A 24126-nucleotide genomic window follows, 5' to 3' on the forward strand; every position below is an offset into this window, starting at 1 on the left:
ATTGTCGCGCGTGTACGGCACGGCATGGTGCTCGAACAATCCCGCGGTAAGGACCAGCCCGGCCGGAAACCGGGCAGGCGGCCCGGTTCGTCCCGCCACGGCCAGCCGGCCACGGCGGCACCCTTACCGATTCGGCGGGCGATGATACCGCCAAAGCCACGACCGCCGCGAGAAAGGCGATCCGCCGCCGGACATGCATGCCCCGGCTCATGACACCTCCGCTTTCATCCTTCACCCAATCTCTTCCAGACGGGCGATCAGCCCGGAATGGCGGCGGGTGCGGCGGCGGATGGCCTCCGCCAGCACCGGCGCGGCGCCGACGAGGGACACCGCGCGCCTGGCGCGGGTAATACCGGTGTAAACCAGCTCTCGGGTGAGGACCGGCGAGACACGGTCCGGCAACAGCAGCGCCACCTCGTCGAACTCCGATCCCTGCGATTTGTGCACGGTCAGGGCGAATGCGGTCTCGTGCTCGGGCAGCCTGGCCGGGGGGATGGCGCGGAATCCGCCGCCGGCATCGGGAAAATGCACCCGCAGTTCTCCGGAGGGGTCCGCCAGAACGATGCCGGTGTCGCCGTTGAACAGCTTCAGCACGTAGTCGTTGCGCAGAACCATCACTGGCCGACCGGGATACCATTCGGCCCGTTCGTCCGCTCCCAGACCGAGGCGGCGGCGAAATTCCCGGGCGATCAGCCGGTTGATCGCCTCCACCCCGCGCGGGGATTCGCGCACCGCGCACAGGATGCGGAAACGGTTGTAGGCGGCGAACACGGCTGCCGGCGCAGCCTGGCCGGATCGCATGACGTCCAGGTAATCCGCATAGCCCGCCAGCAGGGTCTCGACCAGGCCGGCGCCGGGCGCGGCGGCCCCGTCCTCCTGCCAGATCACGCCACTCTCCCCGCCGGCCCGCAATTCCGCGATCACTGCATCCGCTTCGCCCGAGTTGACCCGCGCCGCCAGCCGCCCGATACCGGAATCGCTGCGGAAACGGTAGTTGCGGCTGAACCAGACCACACAATCCTCGAGCGGAGTGGAACGGACGGGCGCGGCAGTGACGATGGCCGCCGGATCGGTCTGGGTCAGGGCTGCCAGACGCCCGATGACCGGTGGTGACAGCCGCGGATCGGCGCTGAGTTCGGCGAACACTGCCCCCGCCTCCACGGCGGCGAGCTGGTCCTTGTCGCCCAGCAGGATCAGCCGGCCGTCGACGGGCACCGCTTCGACCAGCCGGGTGGCCAGTCCCAGGTCGAGCATCGACGCCTCGTCGACCACCAGCACGTCGACGGCCAACGGATTCCCAGCATGATGGCGAAAATTTCCGCTGCCCGGAATCACGCCCAGCAGACGGTGAACGGTACTGGCGGCGTCCGGAAGTTTCTCCCTGAGAGACCGGGGCAGATGCGCCGCCCGCTCACGCAACGCATCCAGCATGCGGGCCGCGGCCTTGCCAGTGGGCGCGGCCAGGGCGATGCGGCAGTCCGGATTCTGGACGAGCAGACAGGCCAGCAGGTTCACCACCGTGGTGGTCTTGCCGGTGCCCGGCCCGCCGCTGATGACGGTGAGCCGGCCCAGCAGGGCCAGGGCGGCGGCGAGCTTCTGCCAGTCGGGGCCGCCGGATGCGGGAGGAAACAAAGCGTTCAACTGCTCCCGCACCGCTTCCGACGGTGGCGTCAGACTGTCACGGCCGCGCGCCAGCCGCCGCAAAGCAGATGCCAGGCGACGCTCATAGTCGAAATAGCGGTAAAGATAGAGCCGCCCTTTGTCATCCAGGACCAGCGGGCGGGGTTCGCCCCCCGGCGTGCCGACCACGCCGGAACCAAGCAGCAGCGTCCGCAACAAGTCCGGGCCGTGCTGCGGGAAGTCTTCGGCCAATTCGGCCAGATCGGTGCAGACATGACCGTCGGTGGTGGCGAAACTGGCCAGGAAAGCGGCCCGCTCCAACACCCCGGGCGCCGCCGGGTCCTTCGCCCAGCGCAGACAGCGACGGGCGAAGCCGGCGGCCAGCAGATGCTCGGAAGAGTAGCCGGATTCGCCGGCGCTCATGCGCCTCGCCTCCCGCCGATCAAAGCATCCAGCGCGGCGATGCAGTCCTCAGCAGGCCGTTGGAAATAGACACCGGCCCCCCGCCAGGCCGGCCGCACCCCGCGTACGAACAGGTAATACACGCCGCCAAAGTGGCTCGTGTAAGCATAGCCCGGCAGGCGGCGGGCGAGGTACCGGTCGAGCGCGACCGTATAGAGCAGATATTGCAGGTGATAACCCTCCGCGACCATGGTTTCCGCCAGCGCTGGCGGGCCGTAGTCCTCGCGCGTGTAGCCGAGATGGTTGGATTTCCAGTCCAACAGGTAATAGCGGCCCCGGTGGCGAAACACCAGATCGATGGCGCCCTCCAGATAGCCACTCAGCAACCGGAAATCCAGCTTGCCCATGGCATAGCCATGATCGCGCAGCAACGCATTCAGCCGCACCGGGTCCAGCCCCTCGGCCGGCAGGCGGAAGGCGAGCTCGCTCAGCCGCTGCCCCCGGCCTATGTCGCCCAGCCTCAAGCCGTCGCCCAGATCGGTGGCCAACACGTCGGCCAGGAGGCTCTTCAGCATGGCGGGAGCCGCCGTTTCCGAGCCCTGCGGCCGCAGCGCCAGGGCGCGGCCGATGGCATCGTCCCAGCCGGCGGGATCGGTGAAATCGGCCTGCTCGAACAGATGATGGATGCAGGTGCCGGCCGCAGCGCCGCGCGGAAAACGCAGGATGTCGTTCTCGGGCAGCGCTGCCGGCGGCGGCCCCAGGGCCGGCGCCAGGCTGAGGGCATCGTGGTCGCGCCCCTCCCCCCCGGCCTCCATGGCCCGGACCAAGGAGGTAAAGCTGCCCGTGGACCAGCCCGGAGGAATCCAGGCAGGCGGCGTCTGCGCCGCCAGCCGCTCGAGGCCGGACGAAGGTCCGGCCATCGCCGGTACGACGATGGCCGGCATCGGCGCGACGCCGATCGCGTCCGGCAAAGCGCGCCAGCCGGCCTCGATATGCGCCGGATCGAGGCGGGTCTTGGCGTCCTGCCATTGCTCGGGACTGTGATCCTTCCCGCAGGCGAGCCAGTTGAGCATGCTGCGGGTGCTTTCACCACAAGACGCCGAAGCGTCCCTCTTGGTCCGGTAAACGCCGGCAAATAGATAACAGCGCTGCACCGCGCGGGTCAGGGCCACATAGATCAGGCGTAGGATCTCGGCGTCCTCTTCCTGCCGGCGCTGCCACTTGATCCCGGGATCATTTTTGGCTTCCGGACGAAAATCCAGCACCGGGACACCGGATTCATCATGATATTCGATGCCCTCCTGCTTACCCCGTGCGCCGCGGTTCCCGTCCCACAAATAGGGGCAGAACACCACCGGATACTCCAAGCCCTTGGACTTGTGGATGGTGACGATCTGCACCAGATTCTGGTCGGACTCCAGTCGCAGCTGGGCGTCTTCCTGCGCCGCGCTGTCCCGCCTCCGGCTCTGCAGCCAGCGCAGCAGGGCATCGGGCGAAGTCAGTCCGGCCTGAGCCTGGTGCAGCAGCTCCCCCAGGTGCAACAGATTGGTCAGACGGCGCTCGCCATCGGGCTGGGCCAGCACCCGGCGGGCCACGCCCTCGTCGTGCAGAAGCCGCCGGTACATCGGCCCGAAGCCGCGCAGCTGCCACAGCTCGCGATATTCGCCGAAGCGCAGCATGATTTCCAGCAAACGGTCCTCGTCCGCCGAAATCCCGGCGATCGTCAGCGCATCGCAGCCCATGATCTCCGTCGCCAGCGCGGCCCGCAGCAGGCGGTCTCGGCCGGGCTCGAGCACCGCCAGCAGGATGCGCTCGATTTCCTCCGCCTCGAGCGTGTGGAACACACTGGCCTGCGACAGCTCGACACTGCCCACCCCCAGCCTTGCCAGCGCCTGGCGGATAAGCCGGCCCTGGGCATGACGGCGCACCAGCACCGCGATGTCCGATGCGCGCAGGGCCCGCTCGCCGAGCCGGATACGCCCCGCCATGCCTTCCTGGATCAGGCGGGCGATCTCGGCCGCCGTGGTGTCGGTACAGCGCCGCACGGCCTCCGTCCGCGGCAACCAGCCGCCCGCCTCGTCTCTCGGCAGCAGCCAGACCTGGAACGGCGAGCGCGGCTCGGTGACGTCGGTGAAAACCGGGCGCGGCTTCGCTCCTGGCCTGACCGGGCGGTACTCGAGGCCCTCGAGGAGGAAAGCACGGGGGTTGGCGCTGAACAAGGCGTTGCAGGCATCGATCACTTCCGTCACCGAACGCTGGTTTTCCACCAGGGTGTATTCGCGGTCGGCCTGGTGGCGTGCGCCGAGATAGGTGTAGAGATCGGCGTTGCGGAAGCCGTAGATCGCCTGCTTGGGGTCGCCGACAAAGAACACCGGCCCGGACACCGCGCCTTCGGCCAGGTAGAGCGCCCGGAAGATGGCGAACTGCAGTGGATCGGTGTCCTGGAACTCGTCGATCAGCGCCACCGGATAACGGCTACGCAGGGCAGGAGCCAGCCAGGGATAGCACCCCGAAGTCAGGGCCTCGTGGACGTTCCACAGCATGTCGTCGAAACCGATGACCCGCCGCCGGCGTTTCTCCGCCCGCAGCGCCTCCGCGCCATGTTCGACGAGCTCCCGGAGCAGACCCACACGCGCGACCGCCAGGCGCCCCTGGATGCCATCTTTGAGCGCCAGCAAATTTTCGGCCGCATCGAAAAACGGATGGTAGGGCGTCGTGTTGCCCTTTTTCGTTCCCCCCTTCAGCATCGCTGCCCGGAACAGCTGGACCTTGTCCTCCACGGGCGCCAGCGGATCGTTCGTAGCGAACCACGCATCCCAGCCCTTCCGTGCCGTCTCGAGGGAGGCCGCTTTGTAGGATACGCCGTTGAGCTGATCGATCGCCTCTTCCAACAGCCGGACGATGCCGAACGCATCGGCCTGCCACAGCCGCCGTGCCTCACCGAACGCGGCCAGCAAAGCCTGCTCGTCCCGCTCATCCGGCGGCTCCACCGGCTCGGGCCAACGCCAGTCCGAGAGCGGCTTGGCCAGCGCGTGTCCGAGCAGACTGGCGTATTTCTCCGGATCGTCGCCGGCCTCCAGCAGATGGGCGATCATGGCCCGGCTCAAACCTCCGGCCGCGACCCGCCGGCGCCAGAAATCGTTGGCGACTTCCTGTGCCAGCATCGCGTCGTCCTGCACCAGTTCCAGGGCGAACGGAAGACCGGCGGCGAAAGGGGTACCGGCCAGGGCGCGCTGGCAGAAGCCGTGGATGGTGAAGATCGCCGCCTCGTCGAAAGCCAGCAGCGCCCGCTCCAGCCGCTGCCGCAGCAGCGCCCGGTCGAACCCGCCTTCGAGCGCCGCCACCAGGCCAGTAACGAAAGGATCGGCGGCCCCGCCTCCTCCCCGCAAGTACACGAGGGTCTCGACGATCCGGCTGCGGATACGCTCGCGCAACTCGGCCGTCGCCGCATTGGTGAAGGTCACGACCAGGATGTTCTGGACCTCCCGCTCCTGCTCCAACAGCAGTCGCAGGTACAGACCGCAGATGTTCCAGGTCTTGCCAGTGCCGGCGGAGGCCTCGATCAGGTTGACGCCCGCCAGCGGACAGCGGAATACGTCCAGGGGTCGTACCGCACTCATGCTATGCGCCCGTCTTCCAGATGATCCAGTAGCGGACCGAACACCGTTCGGACCGTGCGGAAGAACGCACCGTCCAGTGGATCGGCCTGCCCCCTCAGCGCCTGGCGGTAGGCGAGGTCTTCGGATTCGCCGCGGCGGTCACCGGAACCCTCCCAGCGCTTCCGCGCCTGCCGCTCGGCAGCCTGGGATCCGCCCTGTTTCAGCCCCAAGGCACAGGCCCAGGCGCTCCTGGGGAAGAAATGCAGCGGCAAGCGGAGTCCCTCCCGGTACAGCGCCACCAGTTCGCGCAATCGTTCCTGGGCTGCGGCCACCGGCCGGAACCGGTATTCGCCGTCCCGTGAGATCCAGGTCGTGGTCGGCTCCACCCCGCGGACCGCCAACGCATTCAGGAACAGATGATCCAGCCAGCCGGACATATAATCCACCGGCCGGGTGTCGTCGTAGCGCCAGCGCACCAGCCCGCGCCGCCACACCTGACCGAGCGTGCCGCTCAAAGTCCAGGTTTCGCCCTCGATCTGGAAAGCCAGCCTACCCGGCAGCGGCTGCAGCGGCTCCTCCTGCGTCTGTCCGGCGATCCGCTCCGCGTACTCCCGTATCCGCGTCAACTCCCCTTTGAGCAACAGTTCACCGAGCTGCCCCTGCGGAAACTCGATCCCCGCCCGCGCCACGGCCTCGACCGCCTCCTCCGTGGCAGCGGACAGCATCAGCGGCAGCAGCCGCTCGGCGACCTCGCTCCGGGCGAAGTAAGCGGGAAGGAACGGCTCGTCGTCGGCCAGCTCCGCCTCGCCCTCGGCCAGGGTCAACCCCAGGCGTTGCTCCAGCAGATAGCGGCAGGGGTTGCGGAAGAAGCGCTTCAAGACGTCCAGGTTCGGCTCACGCCATTCCGGCTCCGGTGCGGCCATTGGGGCGGGGAAGAAAGGGGCATGTTCGAAGTCCGGATCATTCTGCTCCTCCTCGGCGATTGGCCCCGCTGGACCGTGGTCCGCCCGCTCCCTCTCGGCAAGGGTGGCGGAACATTCTTCAGGCTCTCGCGAGAGGGATTCACAAGCCCTCACCCCCTCCCCCGAAGGACGACGGGAACGAGCGGCCCGCAAAGCTTCGCAATATTCCGAATTGAAACTGACCAGTCGCGGATCCTTTGCCACGGCGGCATCGAAATACACGGGCGAGAACGCCTGCAGCGGATGCTCCACCACCAGCCGGCGCCGCGCCTCCTCCGGACTCTCTCCCGCAGCGGCCACCAACGGAAGCAGGTAGTCCAGCAATTCCGACAGCAGTGTCGACGGCGGCAGGGGGGCGTTGTCGCGCACGCTACGGCCGGTATAGCTCAGATACAGCCGCTCGCGGGCCGCCAGCAGCAGGTCGAGAAACAGGTTGCGCTCGTCGTACCGTCGCTGGCGGTCACCGCGACGCGGGGCCTGGGCGATCAAATCGAATTCCGCAGGCCGGTCCGGATGGGGAAACTCGCCGTCATTCAGGCCGATGACACACACCACCCGGTAAGGCAGGCTGCGCAGACTGGCCATGGCGGTAAAGGTCAGCCGACCGGAAGGAGTCCCACCCCGGGCTGGATCGTCCAGCAGCGATTCCAGAGCAACCCGCACCACTTCAGGCTCGATCGTCCCGGTTACGGCGGCCTCGCCCCAATGCCGGCTCAGCGCGGCGATGGCTTCGCGGACCTCCTGGAGATCAGGAACGGTTTCGGGCGTCTCCATCAGGAAGGCCCCGACCACCGCGTTCAGCCGCTCGCCCCAGGTCTGGGCCGTCGCCGGCATGCTCCAGACGCGATGCCAATGAGTCAGCAGATCGACGAAATGGGCGAATCCGCCCAGTGCCAGCGCTTCCGAACCCTCAGGGCTGCCCGCCGGCAGGCGACCATCGAACTGCACCGGAACGTCCCCCAGTGCATAGCCCAGAAACAGCCGGTCGAGGCCGTCGCAGAAGCTATGCCGCTCCACCTCCGGCAGCCCCACCGCCTTCCGGTGCGCGCCATTCAGCCCCCACCGGATTCCTGCCGCCTGGAACCAATCGTGGATGCACTCCAGATCGTCCAGCCCCAGACCGAAGCGGGCATGCACCAACGGGCGCTGCAAAAACTCATACACCGCGCTGGCCTTGCAGCGGGACGCAAACAGTCCGAGCAGGGTCAGCAATGCGGCGGCCGCCGGATTCGCCACCGTCCTGCGCAAACCGGTGATGGCATAAGGAATCCGCCGCGCTGCCGGCGCCGTGCCGAACACCGCGTCGATCAAAGGCGCAGCCTCCTCCAGCCGGGGCATCACGACCAGGATATCCGAGACCTTGGGTGCATCGGGCCGGGCCAGCAGCGCCAGCAACTGGTCGTGCAGCACCTCCAGCTCCCGCACCAGCGAATGGCAGACATGAACCTCGATGCTGCGATCCCCCGCCACAGACGCGCAACAGCCCGGCTCGGGATCGCGCAGATCGAGGATGGCCTCCTGCACCGCCGCCAGCAGGCTGATCCGGGCCGGCGGCTCGAACTGGGCATCATCGATCACCGCCCCTTCCGCCTTGTCGAACAGCAGGTCGATGTGCGCCTGGGTCTGCTGTCCCCAGTTCGCCAGCAGGCGGTTACCGGTCTCGCGGTACAGCGCATCACCCCGAACCTCCAGATAGTTCAGCCGCCTGGGATCGACGATGTCGAACCAATACTCCCGGCAAGGGTTCAGCACGTACAAATGTAGCTCGGTCCAGCGCGCCAGCTTGCCGAGGATGTCCAGATACAACGGGGGGATGGTCGGCAGGCAGAACAGATGAGCCCGCGCCGGCAGCCCGGCCCGCCGTGTCGCCTCCGGCCCCATGGCTTCTACCGCCCGGAAGAATGCCGCCGAGGGGTGTTCACGCCGCACCTCCAGCTCATCTACCAGCGTACGCCAAAGCGCCGCCTGCCATGCCTCGTCTTCCCGGCTCGCCTCCGGCAATCCGGAAGCCGGCCCGCCTTCCAGCCAGGCCGCCAGCCAGTCCGGGCGGTAGGTGAGGTACTGTTCCAGCAAATGCGCCACCCGCTGCGCCAGATCGAAGCGCATCGCCCCGTCGGCCCGCGCCAGATAAGACTTCAGCCGCGGATGCGCCGACACCAGGGCTTCCTCGCCCAACATCCGGAACACCCGCCAAGTCAGGGTGGCCGGCGCGAACGGCGAGGATGCCCCCACCTCGATCACCTGCCCGATCTGCACCCACAGCCAGTGCGCCAGATAGCTGAACTCCACGTTTGCGCACACCCCGAAGCGATCCGCATGATCCAGCTCCAGCCGGCGCCGGACCGCCAGGCTGGGGACGATGACTTGCTCCGCCACGAACGGATCGGCCGGTCCTTGCGCCAGATCGTCGAACAGGCGCTGAGTCAGGATTTCGAAGCGGTTGGAGAAAAAGATGTTGAGGGGGGATGGCAAGGATGGGTCCTCGAAATCCACGAAAACTCGGACTCTGCCAAAAGCAATGCAAAGGATCCTCTGAACAAAGCCGAATCAGCCGGCAAAAACAGATCCCGCAGACAATCGGGCTTTGAAAATGGGTGAAGGATACCGAAAATCCGTGCCTACCGTGGCGAATTCGGTTCGATCACCGCCAGCAGCCCCTACGACGCCGCCGCCTGCGCCCTCTCGGCCCGGAACTTCTCCCGCCGGGTCTACGTCTTCTTCCCGTCGAACACCAAGACGGCGAAGGGGTCTGTTTCACGGCGGCACCGCGTTCGTGGGGGCCGGACAGGATCGGCTCACCCGCACCGCGTTCGTTCAGAGGCTCCCTACCGGGAGGCGTTCCATCGAGCTTATCGCAGAAACGATACAGCAACACTCGACATCGCCATGCTCCGGCAGCCCGGCGTGAATCCCCGGCTTTCGGGGAGACTCGAACGCTCGAGAAGATGAGGCGATGTAAAGAGTCAACGAAGTTCTCGCCCGAAGTCTGCGAACGTGCCGTTCTCGCGGTCGACGAACGCCGGAGTCGAAAGCGACGGCCTGCCCACGTCTGACCCCGGGGAATTCTGCTAACATGGACCGATGTTGAAAAGCGAGTTCCATTACGATCTGCCTCAAAATCTGATCGCCCAGTCGCCGCTGCCGGAGCGCTCCGCCAGCCGTCTGCTTTGTCTCGATGGCGCAACCGGCGCTCTGGAAGACAAATCCTTCCGTGACATCGAGAAGCTCCTGCGCCCGGGCGACCTTCTCGTATTCAACGATACCCGTGTGCTCCCCGCGCGCCTTTTCGGCCGCAAGGAAACCGGCGGTGCCGTGGAGATACTGCTGGAACGGCTCCTCGGGGAACGGCTCATGCTCGCCCATGTGCGGGCCAGCAAAGCGCCCAGGCCAGGAACCTGGCTCGCCTTGGAAGCAGAGCATCGGGTCAGGGTGGTCGAGCGTGATGGCGATCTGTTCCTTCTCGAGCTGGCGGGCGAGGAACCGCTCCAGACCGTGCTCGAACAGATCGGTCACATGCCGCTCCCGCCCTATATCACTCGCCCCGACACCTCCGCCGACCTGGAGCGCTACCAGACGGTGTATGCGACAAGACCGGGGGCAGTGGCCGCCCCTACGGCCGGTCTGCATTTCGATACGGAACTGCTGGAAAGGCTCCGAGGGGCCGGGATAGACATGGCTCGGGTGACTCTCCATGTCGGCGCCGGTACCTTCCAGCCCGTGCGCACCGAAAATCTCGAGGATCACCGCATGCACGCCGAGTATTGCGAAGTCGGGCCCGAGGTGGTGAAAGCCGTGGAGCGCGCCCGCGGCCGAGGCGGACGGGTAGTCGCAGTCGGTACCACCTCGATGCGCAGTCTGGAAACGGCGGCGAGCGGCGGGAGCCTTCGGACCTTTTCCGGCGAGACCCGCCTGTTCATCAAACCGGGGTTCCGGTTCAACTGCGTCGACGCGCTCGTCACCAACTTCCACCTCCCGGAATCGACCCTGCTCGTCCTGGTCTGCGCCTTCGCAGGCCGTCGCGAAACGCTCGCCGCTTACCGCCACGCGATCGCACAGGCATACCGTTTTTTCAGCTACGGCGATGCGATGTTCGTGACGCCGAATGAGCCGGCGGCGAATCGATGAAGCCCGAATCCACACCGGATTTCATCCTGCACCAACGACTGGTCCAGGACTGCTTTCCCCTCGGCCGCTTCCCGCTCTGCCGCCTCTTGCTGATGAATGACAGCAGCCATCCCTGGTTCATCCTGGTGCCAGAGCGCGCCGGAGTCCGGGAAATTCACCAGCTCAGCGCGCCGGACCGTGCCCAACTCTGGGAGGAATCGGCCGGACTGTCCACCCTGCTGGCCGACATTTACCGGGCGGACAAACTCAACGTCGCCGCAATCGGCAATCTGGTTCCGCAGCTGCACCTTCATCACATCGTGCGATACCGGGACGACCGCGCCTGGCCGGGCGTGGTATGGGGCCGTTTCGATCCCGTGCCCTACACCGATCCCTTCGATGGCAGACTGCGGCAACTGCTGGAACGGTTGCCCCGGTTCGAGGCGAATCCGCTGCCGTGAACTGCCGGCCGGGCTGCGGCGCCTGCTGCATCGCCATCTCCATTTCCAGTCCGATACCGGGTATGCCCCGAGGCAAGCCTGCGGGGGTTCCCTGCGTCCAACTCCGCGACGACATGGAATGCGCCATCTTCGGAAGACCGGAACGCCCGGCCTGCTGTTCCGGCCTTCGGCCTTCCGACGAAATGTGTGGCGGAGACCGCTCACACGCGATGACCTGGCTGGCCCGACTCGAACAGGCCACCCTGCCGGCGGCGGAGAACACGCCCCACCGGCCGCCCTGAGCAGCATCTCCGCAGATGAGCTACCATACCCCCTGGAAGTTCCCCGGCCAGGGAGCCAAGCATGAAAACGAGGCCGTTCGGCCCGGCTATACGTCAAGGCGCGGTATCACTCCTGTTGACCTGGGTGGAGCTGGCCTCATCCTCGGGCGTCTGGGCCGGTGCATGGGAAGGCTATGGCCGCAGCGTCCCCCGACCGCGCTATGAACAGGATGAGGGAGCCGACCCGAATCACCGATTCGGTGTGCGGGAAGCCTTCACACCCTACCGCGACCCGGACAGGAGCGAGGCGGAGTCATTGCCCGATCCCCTGCGTGATCCAGCCTTTGCCAGCTACCGGCTGATCGTCATCGTCAACAAAACCGACAGCGCGTTCTGGGGCAAAGGCCAGACCCTGCGGGTCTACCGGCGGGGAGAAGGGCTCCTCTATTACTGGCTGATATCCACGGGGCTTCCCGGATTCGAAACGCCCTCCGGCTATTTCATCCCCCAGGGCTTCTCCTCCCGGCACTGGTCCGGCCCCTACGATGCGCCGATGCTCTGGTCGGTCTTCTTCAACGGCGGTGTTTCCCTGCATTCCTCGCTGGACCGTGATGCGCTCTACAAGCTGGGGCGGGCGGCCGACTCGCACGGCTGCGTCCACATCGAGGACCACCGGGCGGAGGAGCTTTATCACCTGATCGGCCAAAGCGGATACGGCCTGATCGACCAGATCGGGCGTCATACCGGGCGTCCCGTGCGAGCGGGAAAAGCCCCGAAGAAAATCAGTGGCTACCGGACGCTCATCATCGTCGCACCGACGGCGCACTATTCACAGGCCGGCGAAACTTCCGATTCCAGCCAGCCCGGGGAGCCCGCAGAACCCGCCGGCGCCGTGCAGGCGCCGCCCGAAACCGACACGCGGGACACGCCCGAGCCGCCGGCAAACTATCTCGACCTCTTCTGACGCATGAGAGGCCGCGCAAGGCGGCCTCCGGGGAGCGGAACCGCTGCCGACTCAGGGCCGGTTATCGACCAGCCCTTCCTTCTCGGGCAGCAGCAGATCGGCCCGGCTTACGCCCAGCGCCAGCACGACGGGGCAGGCGACCAGCACCGAGGAATAGATGCCGAACACGATGCCGATGGTCAGCGCCAGGGCGAAGTTGTGCAGGGCGTCACCGCCGAAGAAGAACATCGCCAGCACCATCAGCTGCGTCATGGAATGGGTGATTATGGTGCGGGACATGGTGGCGGTGATGGCGTTGTCGATGACGTCCGTCACCGCCGCCTTGCGCATCTTGCGGAAGTTCTCACGCACCCGGTCGAACACCACCACGGACTCGTTCACCGAGTAGCCCAGGATGGCGAGCACGCCGGCGAGCACGCTGAGCGTGAACTCCCACTCGAAGAAGGCGAACATCCCCAGGATGATGACGATGTCGTGCATGTTGGCGATCATCGCCGCGACGGCGAACCGCCAGGCGAACCGCATCGCCAGATAGGCCATGATGCCGGCGGCCACGAGCATGAGCGCCAGTCCACCGCTTTCATACATTTCCTTGCCGACCTGCGGCCCGACGAACTCGACGCGCTTGAGTTCGGCCGTCCCGTCCTGGGCCTTGAGCGCCGAGAAGATCTGGTCGCTCTGCCTGGCGCCGGTATCCTCTCGCAGCGGGAGGCGAATCAGGACGTCGCGGGAAGTGCCGAAATTCTGCACGGCGGCTTCGGCGATCCGTTGCTCCTCCAACGTCTTGCGTATCGCTTCGAGGTCGGCGGGCTGGGCATAACGGACCTCCATCAGGATGCCGCCGGTGAAGTCGATGCCCAGATTGAGGCCCTTGAACCCCAAAGCCAGGATGGCGAGGATGAAGGTCACCAGGGAGATGGTCGTCGTGAGCCTCCCGTAACGCATGAACGGGATGTCACGCTTGATCTTGAAGAATTCCATGGCTGCTATCCTCAGACTGCGATCTTGACCAGCTTGCGCTGCCGGCCATAGGTGAAGTTGACCAGCGCCCTGGACACCAGGACGGCGCTGAACATGGAGGTCAGGATGCCGATGCACAACACCAGCGCGAAGCCCCGTACGGGGCCTGCCCCAAGCAGGAACAGGGCCACGCCGGCGACGAAGGTCGTGACGTTGGAGTCCAGAATCGTAGCGAATGCGCGTTCATAGCCTGCATGGATGGCGGCATGGGGTGTACTGCCCGCCCGCAGTTCCTCGCGGATGCGTTCGTTGATGAGTACGTTGGCGTCGATGGCCATACCCACGGTCAGAGCGATACCCGCCAAACCCGGCAGCGTCAGGGTCGCTTGCAGCAGCGACAGCACGGCAACCAGCAGGAGGACATTCGCCGCCAGCGCCAGGATGGAGAACAGGCCGAACATCCGGTAATAGAGGATCATGAACACCGCGATGGCGATGAAGCCGTAGCCGTTGGACTTGACGCCGCGGTCGATGTTTTCCTTGCCCATGCTGGGGCCGACGGTGCGCTCCTCGACGATGTCCACCGGTGCCGCCAGCGCCCCCGCCCGCAGCAGGAGAGCCAGGTTCCGCGCCTCCTCGGTGCTGTCCAGGCCGGTGATCTGGAAACGTTTGCTGAAACGGTCGCGGATGGTGGCGATGTTGATGACTTCCTCGACCTTTTTCTTGGTCGTCACCTTCTGGCCATTGATCTCCTTGGTCTCGGACTTGTTCTCGATGTAGACCACCGCCATGGCTCGGCCGACGTTTTCGCGGGTGGTGTCGCCCATCTTCTTGGCGCCCACGCTGTTGAGCGTGACGTAGACCGCCGGCTGGCCACTCTGCTGGTCGATGCCGGAAGCCGCGTCGACGACCTGGTCGCCGGTGACGATGATCTTGCGCTCCAACAGAACCGGACGGTTCTGACGGTCGCGGTAGAGATGCGAGCCCAACGGCGCTTTCTCCCCCTCGGCCGGCACCGGGTGTTCGTTGTCGACGAGCCGGAACTCCAGAGTCGCGGTGGCGCCGAGGATTTCCTTGGCCCGCGCGGTATCCTGGACGCCGGGCAACTGGACGACGATGCGATCCTCGCCCTGCTGCTGGATCACGGGTTCGGCCACACCGAGCTCGTTGACACGGTTGCGCAGCGTCGTCGTGTTCTGGGCTACGGCGAAGCGCTTGATCTCGCGCCGTTCGACTTCGGACAAGCGTCCTTCGAGCAGGTTTTCGCCTTCCTTGACGTCGATCTGTAACCCGCGCAGTTCGCGCTTCAGCAGCACCTGCGCCTGCGACAGGGCATTGGGATCCGGCAGCCGGACCTGGATCACGCCGTTCTGTTTTTCCACCGACTGGTAACGAATCTTGTTTTCGCGCAGCAGGCTGCGGGCGTCTTCCGCGTAACGGTCTTCCGCCTGCTTGATGGCAGCATCCATGTCGACCTGAAGCAGGAAATGCACACCGCCCCGCAAGTCCAGTCCCAGATACATGGGCTTGGCACCGAACGCGCGCAGCCAGGAAGGCGTCGACGGCGCCAGATTCAAGGCCACCGTGTAGGCATCCCCCAGCTTCTCGTTCAGAACGTCGGACGCCTTGAGCTGCGAATCGGTATCACTGAACCGGATCAGCATGCGCTTGTCAGCCATCTCCACGGCCTTCGCCTTGAGACCGGCCGCATCCAGCAGCCCCTGCACCTGGACCTTGAGGCTGTCATCGACCTTCGCCGCACGAACCGCCGACAATTGAACGGATGGGTCTTCACCGAAGAAATTGGGCAGCGCGTAAATGATCCCGAGGATCAACACGGCTGCGACCATCAGGTTTTTCCATAAGGGAAAACGGTTTCGCATGCTCGGAACCTATTTGGAAACGGGAGTATCCGGCGGCTCGGCAAAGCCGCCGGAGAGGCGGGTTTACTTGGATTCGGGTTTGCGCTTGGCCGCTTTGTAAGTGCCCTTGGGCATGAGCGAGGCCACGGCGCTGCGCTGTACGCAGATCTGGACGTTTTCGGCCACTTCCAGCGTGACGAAATTGTCGTCGACCTCCACCACCCGGCCCAGAACCCCCCCCGTCGTGACCACTTCAACCCCCTTGACGAGCGACTGCAGCAGCTTCTTGTGCTCCCTCTGGCGGCGGTTCTGCGGCAGCACGAACAGCAGGAAGAACACGGCAAGAACGGCCATGGGCAGAATCAAACCCGCGGCCCCGGGTTCCTGCGCCGCTGGAGCGGCCTCCGCCAAGGCGTCGGCAATAAAGAAACTCATGGTCAACCTCTAGTTCTTATTCGGCGAATTCAAAGTCGCGCATTATCACATAAATGCGTTACCGGTGGAGCGGAGGGCATGGAATCGGTCGACGAACCGCTCGAGGGTTCCTTCCTCGATGGCAGCCCGCAGACCTGCCATCAGTTCCTGGTAATAGAACAGGTTGTGGATGGTGTTCAGACGCGCCCCGAGGATCTCGCCGCAACGGTCGAGATGGCGCAGGTAGGCACGGGAATAGTGACGGCAGGTGTAACAGCCGCACTCCTCGTCGATCGGCCGCAGATCGTCCCGGTACCGGGCATTGCGGATACGGACCGCCCCGAAGCGGGTGAAAAGATGGCCGTTGCGCGCATTGCGGGTCGGCAGCACGCAGTCGAACATGTCGATGCCGCGCGTCACCGCGTCGACGATGTCTTCCGGCGTGCCCACTCCCATCAGATAGCGGGGACGCTCGGCGGGCATCTGCGGCATCAGCGCCTCCAGTACCCGGTGACGGTCCTCCTTGGGCTCTCCAACCGAGAGGCCGCCGATCGCGTAGCCGTCGAAGCCGATCTCCTGCAAACCCGCGATCGAACGGGCCCGCAGGTCTTCGTACATACCGCCCTGGACGATGCCGAACAGCGCGGAAGGGTTATCCGCGTGCGCCGCCTTGCTGCGCTCCGCCCAGCGCAGCGAGAGTTCCATCGATGCGCGCGCCTCGCCGTATTCCGCCGGGTATGGCGTACATTCATCGAACACCATCACGATGTCCGAGCCCAGCGCGCGCTGGACGCCCATGGACTCTTCCGGCCCCATGAAGACGGGACTCCCGTCGATGGGCGAGCGAAACAGCACCCCCTGCTCGCCGATCTTGCGCATCGCGCCCAGGCTGAACACCTGGAAGCCGCCCGAGTCGGTAAGGATCGGCCCGTCCCAGTGCATGAACCCGTGCAGGTCACCGTGGGCCCGGATGATATCCACCCCCGGACGCAGCATCAGATGGAAGGTATTGCCGAGGATGATCTCCGCGCCACTGTCGCGCAATTCCTCAGGCGTCATGGCCTTGACAGTGCCATAGGTACCCACCGGCATGAAAGCCGGCGTCTGCACACGACCGCGAGGAAACGAGAGCTCGCCCCGGCGGGCCGGACCATCGCAGCATTTGACAGCGAATTCCATGGACTCTATCGCCAAAATGAAAAAAGCCGGTCTGAACGTCAACACGTCAAGACCGGCTTTAGGGATCTTCGAATTGGTGCCGATGGTCGGACTTGAACCGACACGACTTGCGTCACCACCCCCTCAAGATGGCGTGTCTACCAATTCCACCACATCGGCTGGCTGTTCAGGAAGGACGTCATTGCGCAGGCTGCGCCGGCACATCGGATCCACTCTTGGCGGGCTCCGGGGCCACCGCAGGCATGTCCGGTTGTGACTGCTGGACAGCAGGAACGTCCATGATATCGAGCCGCTTATTATCCACATGACCGGACAGATAAGCAAGAGTCAGGCTCGTGCCGAAGAACAGGGTGGCCAGAATGGCCGTGGTCCGCGACAGAAAGGACGCCGCGCCCCGCGCGCCGAACAGGCTGCCGGACGAACCGCCGCCGAAGCCCGCGCCGGCATCCGCTCCGCGCCCCTGCTGCAGCAGCACCAGTCCGACGATGCTCAAGGCGAGCAAAACATGAAAGACAGTCAACGCTTGAATCATAAAAAGCCCCTAAACTGAAACTGAATGACAGATCGACAGAAACGCCCGCGCATCGAGCGAGGCACCGCCGATCAGGCCGCCATCGATGTCGGGCATCGCAAACAATTCAGCGGAATTCTCCGGCTTCACGCTTCCGCCATAGATAATCTGCACCGCCTGAGCCACTTCCGGATTCCACCGGGCGATCAAACTCCGGATGTGATAGTGCACCTCCTGGGCCTGGCCGGTGGTCGCGCTGCGCCCGGTCCCGACGGCCCAAACCGGCTCGTAAGCGATCACCGCATGCTCCAGGGACTGGACGCCGGCGAATTCGAACACGGTGTCGATCTGCGCCCCGATCACCGCAAGGGTCCTGCCCTGCTCCCTCTGCTCCAGCGTTTCGCCGACGCAGAGGATCGGTTTGAGATGTCCCTGGATCGCCTGTTCGTAGCGGGACGCCACGAGTTCGTTCGACTCGCCATAGAGCAGACGCCGTTCCGAGTGCCCGACGATGGCCAGCTCACAGCCGAACTCGCGCAGCATGCCGGCTGAAATCTCGCCGGTGAACGCGCCGGAGTTGTGGTCCGCGACGTTCTGCGCACCCAGCATCACCTTGGTGCCCTTCAGTATCTCGGATGCCTGGGGGATGTAAACGAACGGCACGCACACCCCGACTTCTGCCTTACAGTCTCCGATGCCGGCCAGGATGTCGTTCAGCAGGCGAGCCACGCTCGCGCTCCTGCCGTTCATCTTCCAGTTTCCAACCACCAGAGGACGACGCATCGATCCGGACTCCTCGGAAAAATCGATCGATTATACCTTCGCTCAAGACCTTTTCAATGCCGGTCCAACCCATGTCAATTATCCGACCCACCGCCTGGCGTTGCGGAACATTCGCATCCACGGACCGTATTCGCCCCAATCCCTGGGCCGCCAGGAATTCTGCACGGTACGGAAACAGCGCTCCGGGTGCGGCATCATGATGGTGAAACGCCCGTCCGGCGTGGTCAGACCGGTGATGCCACGAGGCGAACCGTTGGGATTGAAGGGATAGGCTTCGGTAATCCGGTCATAGTTGTCGACGAAGGCGACCGCCACGAGCTGTCCCCCATTACCGGTTCCGGGGCGGTATTCGACCCGACCCTCGCCGTGCGAGACCACGACCGGCAGCCGCGATCCCGTCATGCCATCGAAGAAGATCGACCGGGACGGCTGGATTTCCACCATGGCGACCCGCGCCTCGTACTGTTCGGAACGGTTGCGCACGAAGCGCGGCCAATTCTCGGCCCCCGGGATCAGTTCGTGCAATTGCGAAAGCATCTGACAGCCGTTACACACCCCGAGTCCGAAGGTGTCCTCCCGCCGGAAAAAGGCCACGAATTCATCGCGCAACCGGGCGTTGTAAAGGATCGACTTGGCCCAACCGCCGCCCGCGCCGAGTACGTCACCGTAAGAAAATCCGCCGCAGGCCGCCAGTCCCCGGAAGTCTGCTAGACCGATGCGGCCTTCCGCCAGATCGCTCATGTGCACGTCGACGCAAGCGAAACCCGCCGCGTCGAACGCCGCCGCCATCTCCATGTGACCGTTGACACCCTGTTCGCGCAGTATGGCCATCCGGGGCCGCGACAGATTGAGATAGGGAGCCGCAACATCGGTGTTCGGATCGAAACTCAGTTTGGCATGCAAACCCGGGTCGCCGTCGTCGAACAGGGATTCGAACTGCTGCCGGGCGCAATCCGGATTGTCCCGCAATGCCTGCATACGGTAGCTGGTCTCGGACCATATCCCTTGCAGTTCGGCACGGCTGGCGCCGAATATCGGCATGCCCCCATGGTGCACCACGATCCTGCTGTCGGAACGCGGTGCTCCGACCACCCGGCTGCAGGCACCCAGGCCGGCATCCTCGAGCCTCACCATCACCGCGGGCAGGTCGTCGCTGGCCACCTGGATGACCGCGCCCAGCTCTTCGGCGAATGCCGCCGCCACCGGATCACCCAGGTGATCGAGGTGCAGATCGATGCCAGTCCTCGCGGCGAAGGCCATTTCCACCGCCGTGACGAACAGACCGCCGTCGGAGCGGTCGTGATAAGCGAGGATCAAGCCATCGCTGCTGAGCGACTGCACTGCCCCGAAGAACGCCCGGAACAAGGCCGGATCGTCGAGGTCCGGGCAGGTCTCCCCCATCTGGCCGTACACTTGGGCCAGGGCCGAGCCGCCGAGACGGTTGCGGCCCTGGCCGAGATCGATCAGGACCAGCACCGAAGCGCCGCCATCGAGCCGCAGTTCCGGCGTCAATGTCCGCCGCACGTCGGTCACCGGCGCGAATGCCGAAACGATCAGTGACAGCGGCGAAATCATGGCCATCTCCTTGCCGCTCTCGCGCCACACGGTACGCATCGACAGCGAATCCTTTCCGACCGGTATGGCGACACCCAGCGCCGGACACAGCTCCAGACTTACCGCGCGCACGGTATCGAACAGGCGGGCGTCTTCGCCGGGTGCGCCGGCCGCAGCCATCCAGTTCGCCGACAGCTTGACGTCGCCCAGCGAGGCAATCGGGGCCGCCAGAATGTTGGTCAACGCCTCTCCCACCGCCATGCGCCCGGATGCCGGCGCGTCGATCACGGCGATGGGTGAGCGTTCGCCCAGGGCCATGGCCTCACCGGTGACGGCGCGGAAACCCGATACCGTCACTGCCACGTCCGCCACCGGCACCTGCCACGGGCCGACCAGCTGATCCCGCGCCACCAATCCGCCCACGGAGCGGTCGCCGATGTGGATCAGGAAACTCTTGTCGGCCACCGCCGGCAGACTCAGTACCCGCTTGACGGCGTCGCGCCAGTCGAAGCCGGCGAAATCCAGCGGCTTGGTCGCAGCCGGAAGCCGGGCGACGTCGCGCAGCATCCGGGGAGGTTTGCCGAACAGCAGGGACATCGGGATCGCCACCGGATGGTTGGCGAACCGGAGGTCGTTGACCACCAGGTCTTCGTCCGCCGTCGCGTGGCCGATCACCGCGAACGGACAGCGCTCGCGTTCGCACAGCGCCTGGAAGCGTTCCAGCCGCTCCGGTCGCAGCGCGAGCACGTAGCGCTCCTGGGACTCGTTGCACCAGAGCTGCATCGGCGAGAGGCCCGGCTCCGCGCTCGGAATGTCGCGCAGCTCGAAACGCCCGCCCCGCCCGCTGTCGTGGATGAGTTCCGGCACGGCATTGGACAGTCCCCCGGCACCGACGTCGTGGATCGACAGAATCGGGTTGTCCTCGCCAAGGGCGACGCAATGATCGATGACTTCCTGGCAGCGCCGCTCCATCTCCGGATTGTCGCGCTGCACCGAGGCGAAATCGAGGTCTTCGGCGCTTTCGCCGGAGGCCACCGAGGAGGCGGCGCCGCCGCCCAGCCCGATCAGCATGGCCGGCCCGCCCAGTACCACGATGGGAGCGCCTGGCGGGATTTCCGACTTGCCCAGATTGACTTCGCGGATGTTGCCCATGCCGCCAGCGAGCATGATCGGCTTGTGGTAGCCGTACAGGCTCGCGCCATCCGGCGCCAACTGCTGGAAGGTCCGGAAGTAGCCGCACAGGTTGGGACGGCCGAATTCGTTGTTGAACGCCGCGCCGCCGATCGGCCCCTCCAGCATGATCTGGAGCGGTGAGGCGATGCGCCCCGGCCTGCCGCTGCCGGTCTCCCAAGGCTGTATGAAGTCGGGAATGCGCAGGTGCGAGACGGCGAAGCCGCACAGGCCCGCCTTGCTGTGCGAACCGCGCCCGGTGGCGCCCTCATCGCGGATTTCGCCGCCGACACCGGTGGCGGCGCCGGGGAAGGGAGAGATCGCAGTCGGGTGATTGTGGGTCTCCACCTTCATCACCAGATGGGCCGGTTCTTCCCGGTAGCCGTAGGCGAAACCGCCGGGATCCCGCAGCAGCACTTCGGCCCGCGCGCCCCGGATCACGGCGGCGTTGTCGCTGTAGGCGGAGATGATGCCCTCGGGACTCGCCTGGCTGGTGTGGCGGATCATGCCGAACAGGGTCTGATCCTGCGCCTCGCCGTCGATCCGCCATTGGGCGTTGAATATCTTGTGGCGGCAATGCTCCGAATTCGCCTGGGCGAACATCATCAGCTCGATGTCACTGGGGTTGCGCGACATCGCCCGATAGCTTTGCTCCAGGTAATCCAGCTCGTCTTCCGACAGCGCCAGCCCCAGAGCGGCGTTGGCCTTGACCAGCGCCCAACGGCCCTCCTGCATGAGCGGGACGTATTGCAGCGGCTCCGGCTCGCGGTGGCGGAACAGCATCTCTTCCTGCCCGCGGCTGAGGACGGTCTGCGTCATGCGATCGTGCAGCAGCGCCCTGACAGCTTCACGCTGCGCCGCGGACAGCTCGCCGTCGAGCTGCAGCGCGTAGGCAATGCCGCGCTCGACCCGGCAGACCGCATCCAGGCCACAGCGGCGGACGATCTCGGTGGCCTTGCTGGACCAGGGCGAAATCGTCCCGAGCCGCGGCGTCACCAGCAAAGTTTCGCTGGCTTCCGTCTCGCTCTCGACCGGACCATGGTTCAGGACCTGCCGCAGCAGCCGGTGCTCCACATCGTCCAGACCGCGCGCCAGCGCCGCGAAATGGACGAATCGGGCATCGACCTTGCGAACGGCCGGCGCGACTCCCCGCAGGGATGCCAGCAGGCGGCTGGCGCGGAACACGGACAAGGCCGATGGGCCCGGAATGCAGACAACCATGGCTATGGCTCGCAGAGTGTAGAAAAAATCGAAGGCCGCCTTATTCGGCGGGTTTGGGAGACTCTTCCGCCGTGCCGGCATCGTCCTCGCCGCCGGCTGCCGGCGAAGCGCTCGCGGATTTCTGGAACTGTGCGTGTATGGTCTTCAGCAGTTCGAGCCCCAATCCCGATTGTTGCGGGTCGTCCCGTCCATCGGTGACGAAAACCTGGGTGACCTTGCCCTTCTGCTCGACATGGACACGGAAGGCCGAGGCCGTGCTGTCGCCGCCACCGCCGAACAGGCCGGAGAACAGTCCCACGTCTTCCGGCGCGCGCTGCCCGGTACCGTTGTAATAGACCTCGAATATGCCTTTCGCCTGGTCTTCCCCGACCACTTCGAGCTTGGCCCGGCCAAGGGCGCGGTTGACCGAGCGCCAGGCATCCTCGAACGGCGCTTCGACCTCGATGAGGGGAACGTCGCTCATGTCCTGCGCCAGCGTGGTCTTCGGATCCGGCTCCACGGGCTCGGTTTCGGCCGTAGCTCGGGGCGTCGGCTCCTCCTTCGGCCGGAGGGCTTCCGCCTGGGCCGCCGAAGTCACCGCGCCCTCGATGGTCGACGAACTCAAATCCGGCGGTATTTCCAGCGGGGGTATTTCCGAATGATAGCGGTACTGCTTCTGCTTGTCCGGAAACAGGCTGGCGATATAGGTACAGCCGCCCAGCAGCCAGAGCGCACTGCCGAGAGCCGCCCATCTGAATCCATTGCCCATGGAATGGTCCTCAGAGCACGCCGGCCTGACGCATGGCCTGGCGCACCGCCTCCCGGCAGGACGCGGCCAGCCAGGTCAGCGGCAGACGGATTCCCTCCTGGATCAGTCCCATTTCGTGCAATGCCCATTTCACGGGTATGGGATTGGACTCGATGAACAGATCATGGTGCAGGGCCTCGAGCCGGCGGTTGATCGCCTCGGCCGTCGCCCGGTCACCGGCGATGGCCGCTCGGCACATCTCGTGCATGAGACGCGGCGCCACGTTGGCCGTGACCGAGATCACGCCGTTGCCGCCCGACAGGCAGAATTCGCACGCCGTTGCATCGTCGCCGGAATACAGGGCGAACCCCTCGGGGCACAGCGCCCGGATCTCGGCCAGCCTCTCGAGCTTGCCGGTCGCTTCCTTGATTCCGACGATGCCGGGAACCTGCGCCAGCCGCCCGACGGTGGCCGGCAGCATGTCGCAGCCGGTACGGCCGGGCACGTTGTAAAGGATCTGCGGAATGTCCACCGCCTCGGCGACCGCCAGGTAATGGCGGTAGAGGCCCTCCTGGGTCGGCTTGTTGTAATACGGCGTGACGAGAAGACACGCGTCGGCGCCGACGGCCTTGGCCCTGGCGGTCAAACGGATGGCTTCGGTGGTCGCGTTCGCACCGGTACCGGCGATGACCGGGATTCTGCCGGCGACCTGCTCCACCACCAGACGGATGACTTCCGTGTGTTCTTCCTCGTCCAGCGTCGCCGATTCGCCGGTCGTCCCCACCGCCACGATGGCATCCGTCCCCTGTTCGATGTGGAACTCGACCAGTCGCCTGAGGCCGGGAACATCCAGCCTCCCATCGGGTTCCATGGGCGTTGCCAGGGCAACGATACTGCCTTGAATCATTCGATGCATCCGCTAAAAAGTGCCGATGGTAGCGTGTCGCCCCTGCCACTGACAACACGGGGAAAGATGCCCAGGGAATCGCCGGGGCCAGGACGCTGCCCCACCGGAAACTACTCCTGCACCGTCGCCAGGGACAGCCGGTTGACTCCGGCCTTGTGGGCGGCGGCCAGCACCTTGGCGACGACGGCATAGGACACCGCCTGGTCGGCGTGGACGATGTACAGGCCTTCCGGATTCTGCTGCACCCGTTCCCGGAGCTTCGCCTCCAGCTCCGCCAGACCGGCGATCTCGGTCTTGTCCAGCACGATGCGCCCCTGGGCGTCGATGCCGATCGGGGTGGATTTGTTGTCATCCGACGCGGCCACCGCGCCGGTCTTGGGCAGGTTGACGTTCATGCTCTGGGTCAGCAGCGGCGCCGTCACCAGGAACACGATCACCAGCACCAGCATGACGTCCACCAGCGGGG

The 24126-nt window shown here is 65.5% G+C and carries 17 protein-coding genes and 1 tRNA gene; 4 read left to right on the plus strand and 14 right to left on the minus strand.

Annotated elements, in window-relative coordinates; translation table 11 throughout:
- Window positions 1–231 precede the first annotated feature (231 nt).
- The 3 genes from recD to recC are packed head-to-tail and all read right to left on the minus strand — an operon-like array spanning window position 232 to window position 9055.
- Window positions 232–2043, minus strand: coding sequence for an exodeoxyribonuclease V subunit alpha (gene recD, locus H156_RS0101395; RefSeq protein WP_017364894.1), 1812 nt, complete (start codon window positions 2041–2043; stop codon window positions 232–234).
- Window positions 2040–5642 (minus strand): exodeoxyribonuclease V subunit beta, encoded by a 3603-nt coding sequence (recB, locus tag H156_RS0101400; RefSeq protein ID WP_017364895.1) that lies wholly within the window; start codon window positions 5640–5642, stop codon window positions 2040–2042. Before recB ends, recD begins: the two co-directional genes overlap by 4 nt.
- Window positions 5639–9055, minus strand: a complete 3417-nt coding sequence (recC, locus tag H156_RS0101405; RefSeq protein ID WP_036245854.1) for an exodeoxyribonuclease V subunit gamma — start codon at window positions 9053–9055, stop codon at window positions 5639–5641. The genes recB and recC overlap by 4 nt, the downstream gene beginning before the upstream one ends.
- Before the next feature lie 609 nt (window positions 9056–9664).
- Between recC and queA the strand changes: the two genes are divergently transcribed.
- From queA to H156_RS0101425, 4 genes are all read left to right on the plus strand, one after another.
- Window positions 9665–10708 (plus strand): tRNA preQ1(34) S-adenosylmethionine ribosyltransferase-isomerase QueA, encoded by a 1044-nt coding sequence (queA, locus tag H156_RS0101410; RefSeq protein WP_017364897.1) that lies wholly within the window; start codon window positions 9665–9667, stop codon window positions 10706–10708.
- Window positions 10705–11148, plus strand: coding sequence for an HIT domain-containing protein (locus tag H156_RS15630; protein WP_017364898.1), 444 nt, complete (start codon window positions 10705–10707; stop codon window positions 11146–11148). The genes queA and H156_RS15630 overlap by 4 nt, the downstream gene beginning before the upstream one ends.
- Window positions 11046–11429, plus strand: a complete 384-nt coding sequence (locus H156_RS17715) for a YkgJ family cysteine cluster protein (RefSeq protein ID WP_338009785.1) — start codon at window positions 11046–11048, stop codon at window positions 11427–11429. The genes H156_RS15630 and H156_RS17715 overlap by 103 nt, the downstream gene beginning before the upstream one ends.
- Window positions 11430–11490: 61 nt before the next feature.
- Window positions 11491–12372, plus strand: coding sequence for a L,D-transpeptidase (locus H156_RS0101425; protein ID WP_017364899.1), 882 nt, complete (start codon window positions 11491–11493; stop codon window positions 12370–12372).
- 51 nt (window positions 12373–12423) lie between these two features.
- On the opposite strand, the gene secF is transcribed toward H156_RS0101425, so the two are convergent.
- From secF to H156_RS0101480, 11 genes are all read right to left on the minus strand, one after another.
- On the minus strand, window positions 12424–13353 hold the full coding sequence (gene secF / locus H156_RS0101430) for a protein translocase subunit SecF (protein WP_010960023.1): 930 nt from the start codon (window positions 13351–13353) through the stop codon (window positions 12424–12426).
- Between the two features lie 11 nt (window positions 13354–13364).
- Window positions 13365–15215: a protein translocase subunit SecD gene (secD, locus tag H156_RS0101435; RefSeq protein WP_017364900.1), complete on the minus strand. Its 1851-nt coding sequence runs from the start codon at window positions 15213–15215 to the stop codon at window positions 13365–13367.
- Window positions 15216–15278: 63 nt separating this feature from the next.
- Window positions 15279–15629 (minus strand): preprotein translocase subunit YajC, encoded by a 351-nt coding sequence (yajC, locus tag H156_RS0101440; RefSeq protein WP_026045884.1) that lies wholly within the window; start codon window positions 15627–15629, stop codon window positions 15279–15281.
- Between the two features lie 45 nt (window positions 15630–15674).
- Window positions 15675–16787 carry a tRNA guanosine(34) transglycosylase Tgt gene (gene tgt, locus H156_RS0101445; RefSeq protein WP_017364901.1) on the minus strand — a complete coding sequence of 371 codons (1113 nt, stop codon included), beginning with the start codon at window positions 16785–16787 and terminating at the stop codon, window positions 15675–15677.
- 74 nt (window positions 16788–16861) lie between these two features.
- Window positions 16862–16946, minus strand: a tRNA-Leu gene (locus tag H156_RS0101450).
- Between the two features lie 19 nt (window positions 16947–16965).
- A complete protein-coding gene (gene secG, locus H156_RS0101455) occupies window positions 16966–17319 on the minus strand; it encodes a preprotein translocase subunit SecG (protein WP_010960016.1) in 354 nt (117 codons plus the stop codon).
- A gap of 9 nt (window positions 17320–17328) precedes the next feature.
- Entirely contained in the window at window positions 17329–18081 is a 753-nt protein-coding gene (tpiA, locus tag H156_RS0101460) for a triose-phosphate isomerase (RefSeq protein ID WP_010960015.1), read from the minus strand.
- A 78-nt stretch (window positions 18082–18159) separates the two neighbouring features.
- Window positions 18160–22026: a phosphoribosylformylglycinamidine synthase gene (gene purL / locus H156_RS0101465; RefSeq protein WP_017364902.1), complete on the minus strand. Its 3867-nt coding sequence runs from the start codon at window positions 22024–22026 to the stop codon at window positions 18160–18162.
- 40 nt (window positions 22027–22066) lie between these two features.
- Window positions 22067–22774, minus strand: coding sequence for an NlpB/DapX family lipoprotein (gene bamC / locus H156_RS0101470; protein ID WP_017364903.1), 708 nt, complete (start codon window positions 22772–22774; stop codon window positions 22067–22069).
- Window positions 22775–22784: 10 nt separating this feature from the next.
- Window positions 22785–23660, minus strand: coding sequence for a 4-hydroxy-tetrahydrodipicolinate synthase (gene dapA / locus H156_RS0101475; protein WP_017364904.1), 876 nt, complete (start codon window positions 23658–23660; stop codon window positions 22785–22787).
- A gap of 110 nt (window positions 23661–23770) precedes the next feature.
- Window positions 23771–24126 (minus strand): ExbD/TolR family protein (locus H156_RS0101480; protein WP_026597558.1); only part of this gene is annotated, 356 nt, incomplete at its 5' end.

Source organism: Methylococcus capsulatus str. Texas = ATCC 19069 (genome assembly GCF_000424685.1).
Taxonomy (GTDB): domain Bacteria; phylum Pseudomonadota; class Gammaproteobacteria; order Methylococcales; family Methylococcaceae; genus Methylococcus; species Methylococcus capsulatus.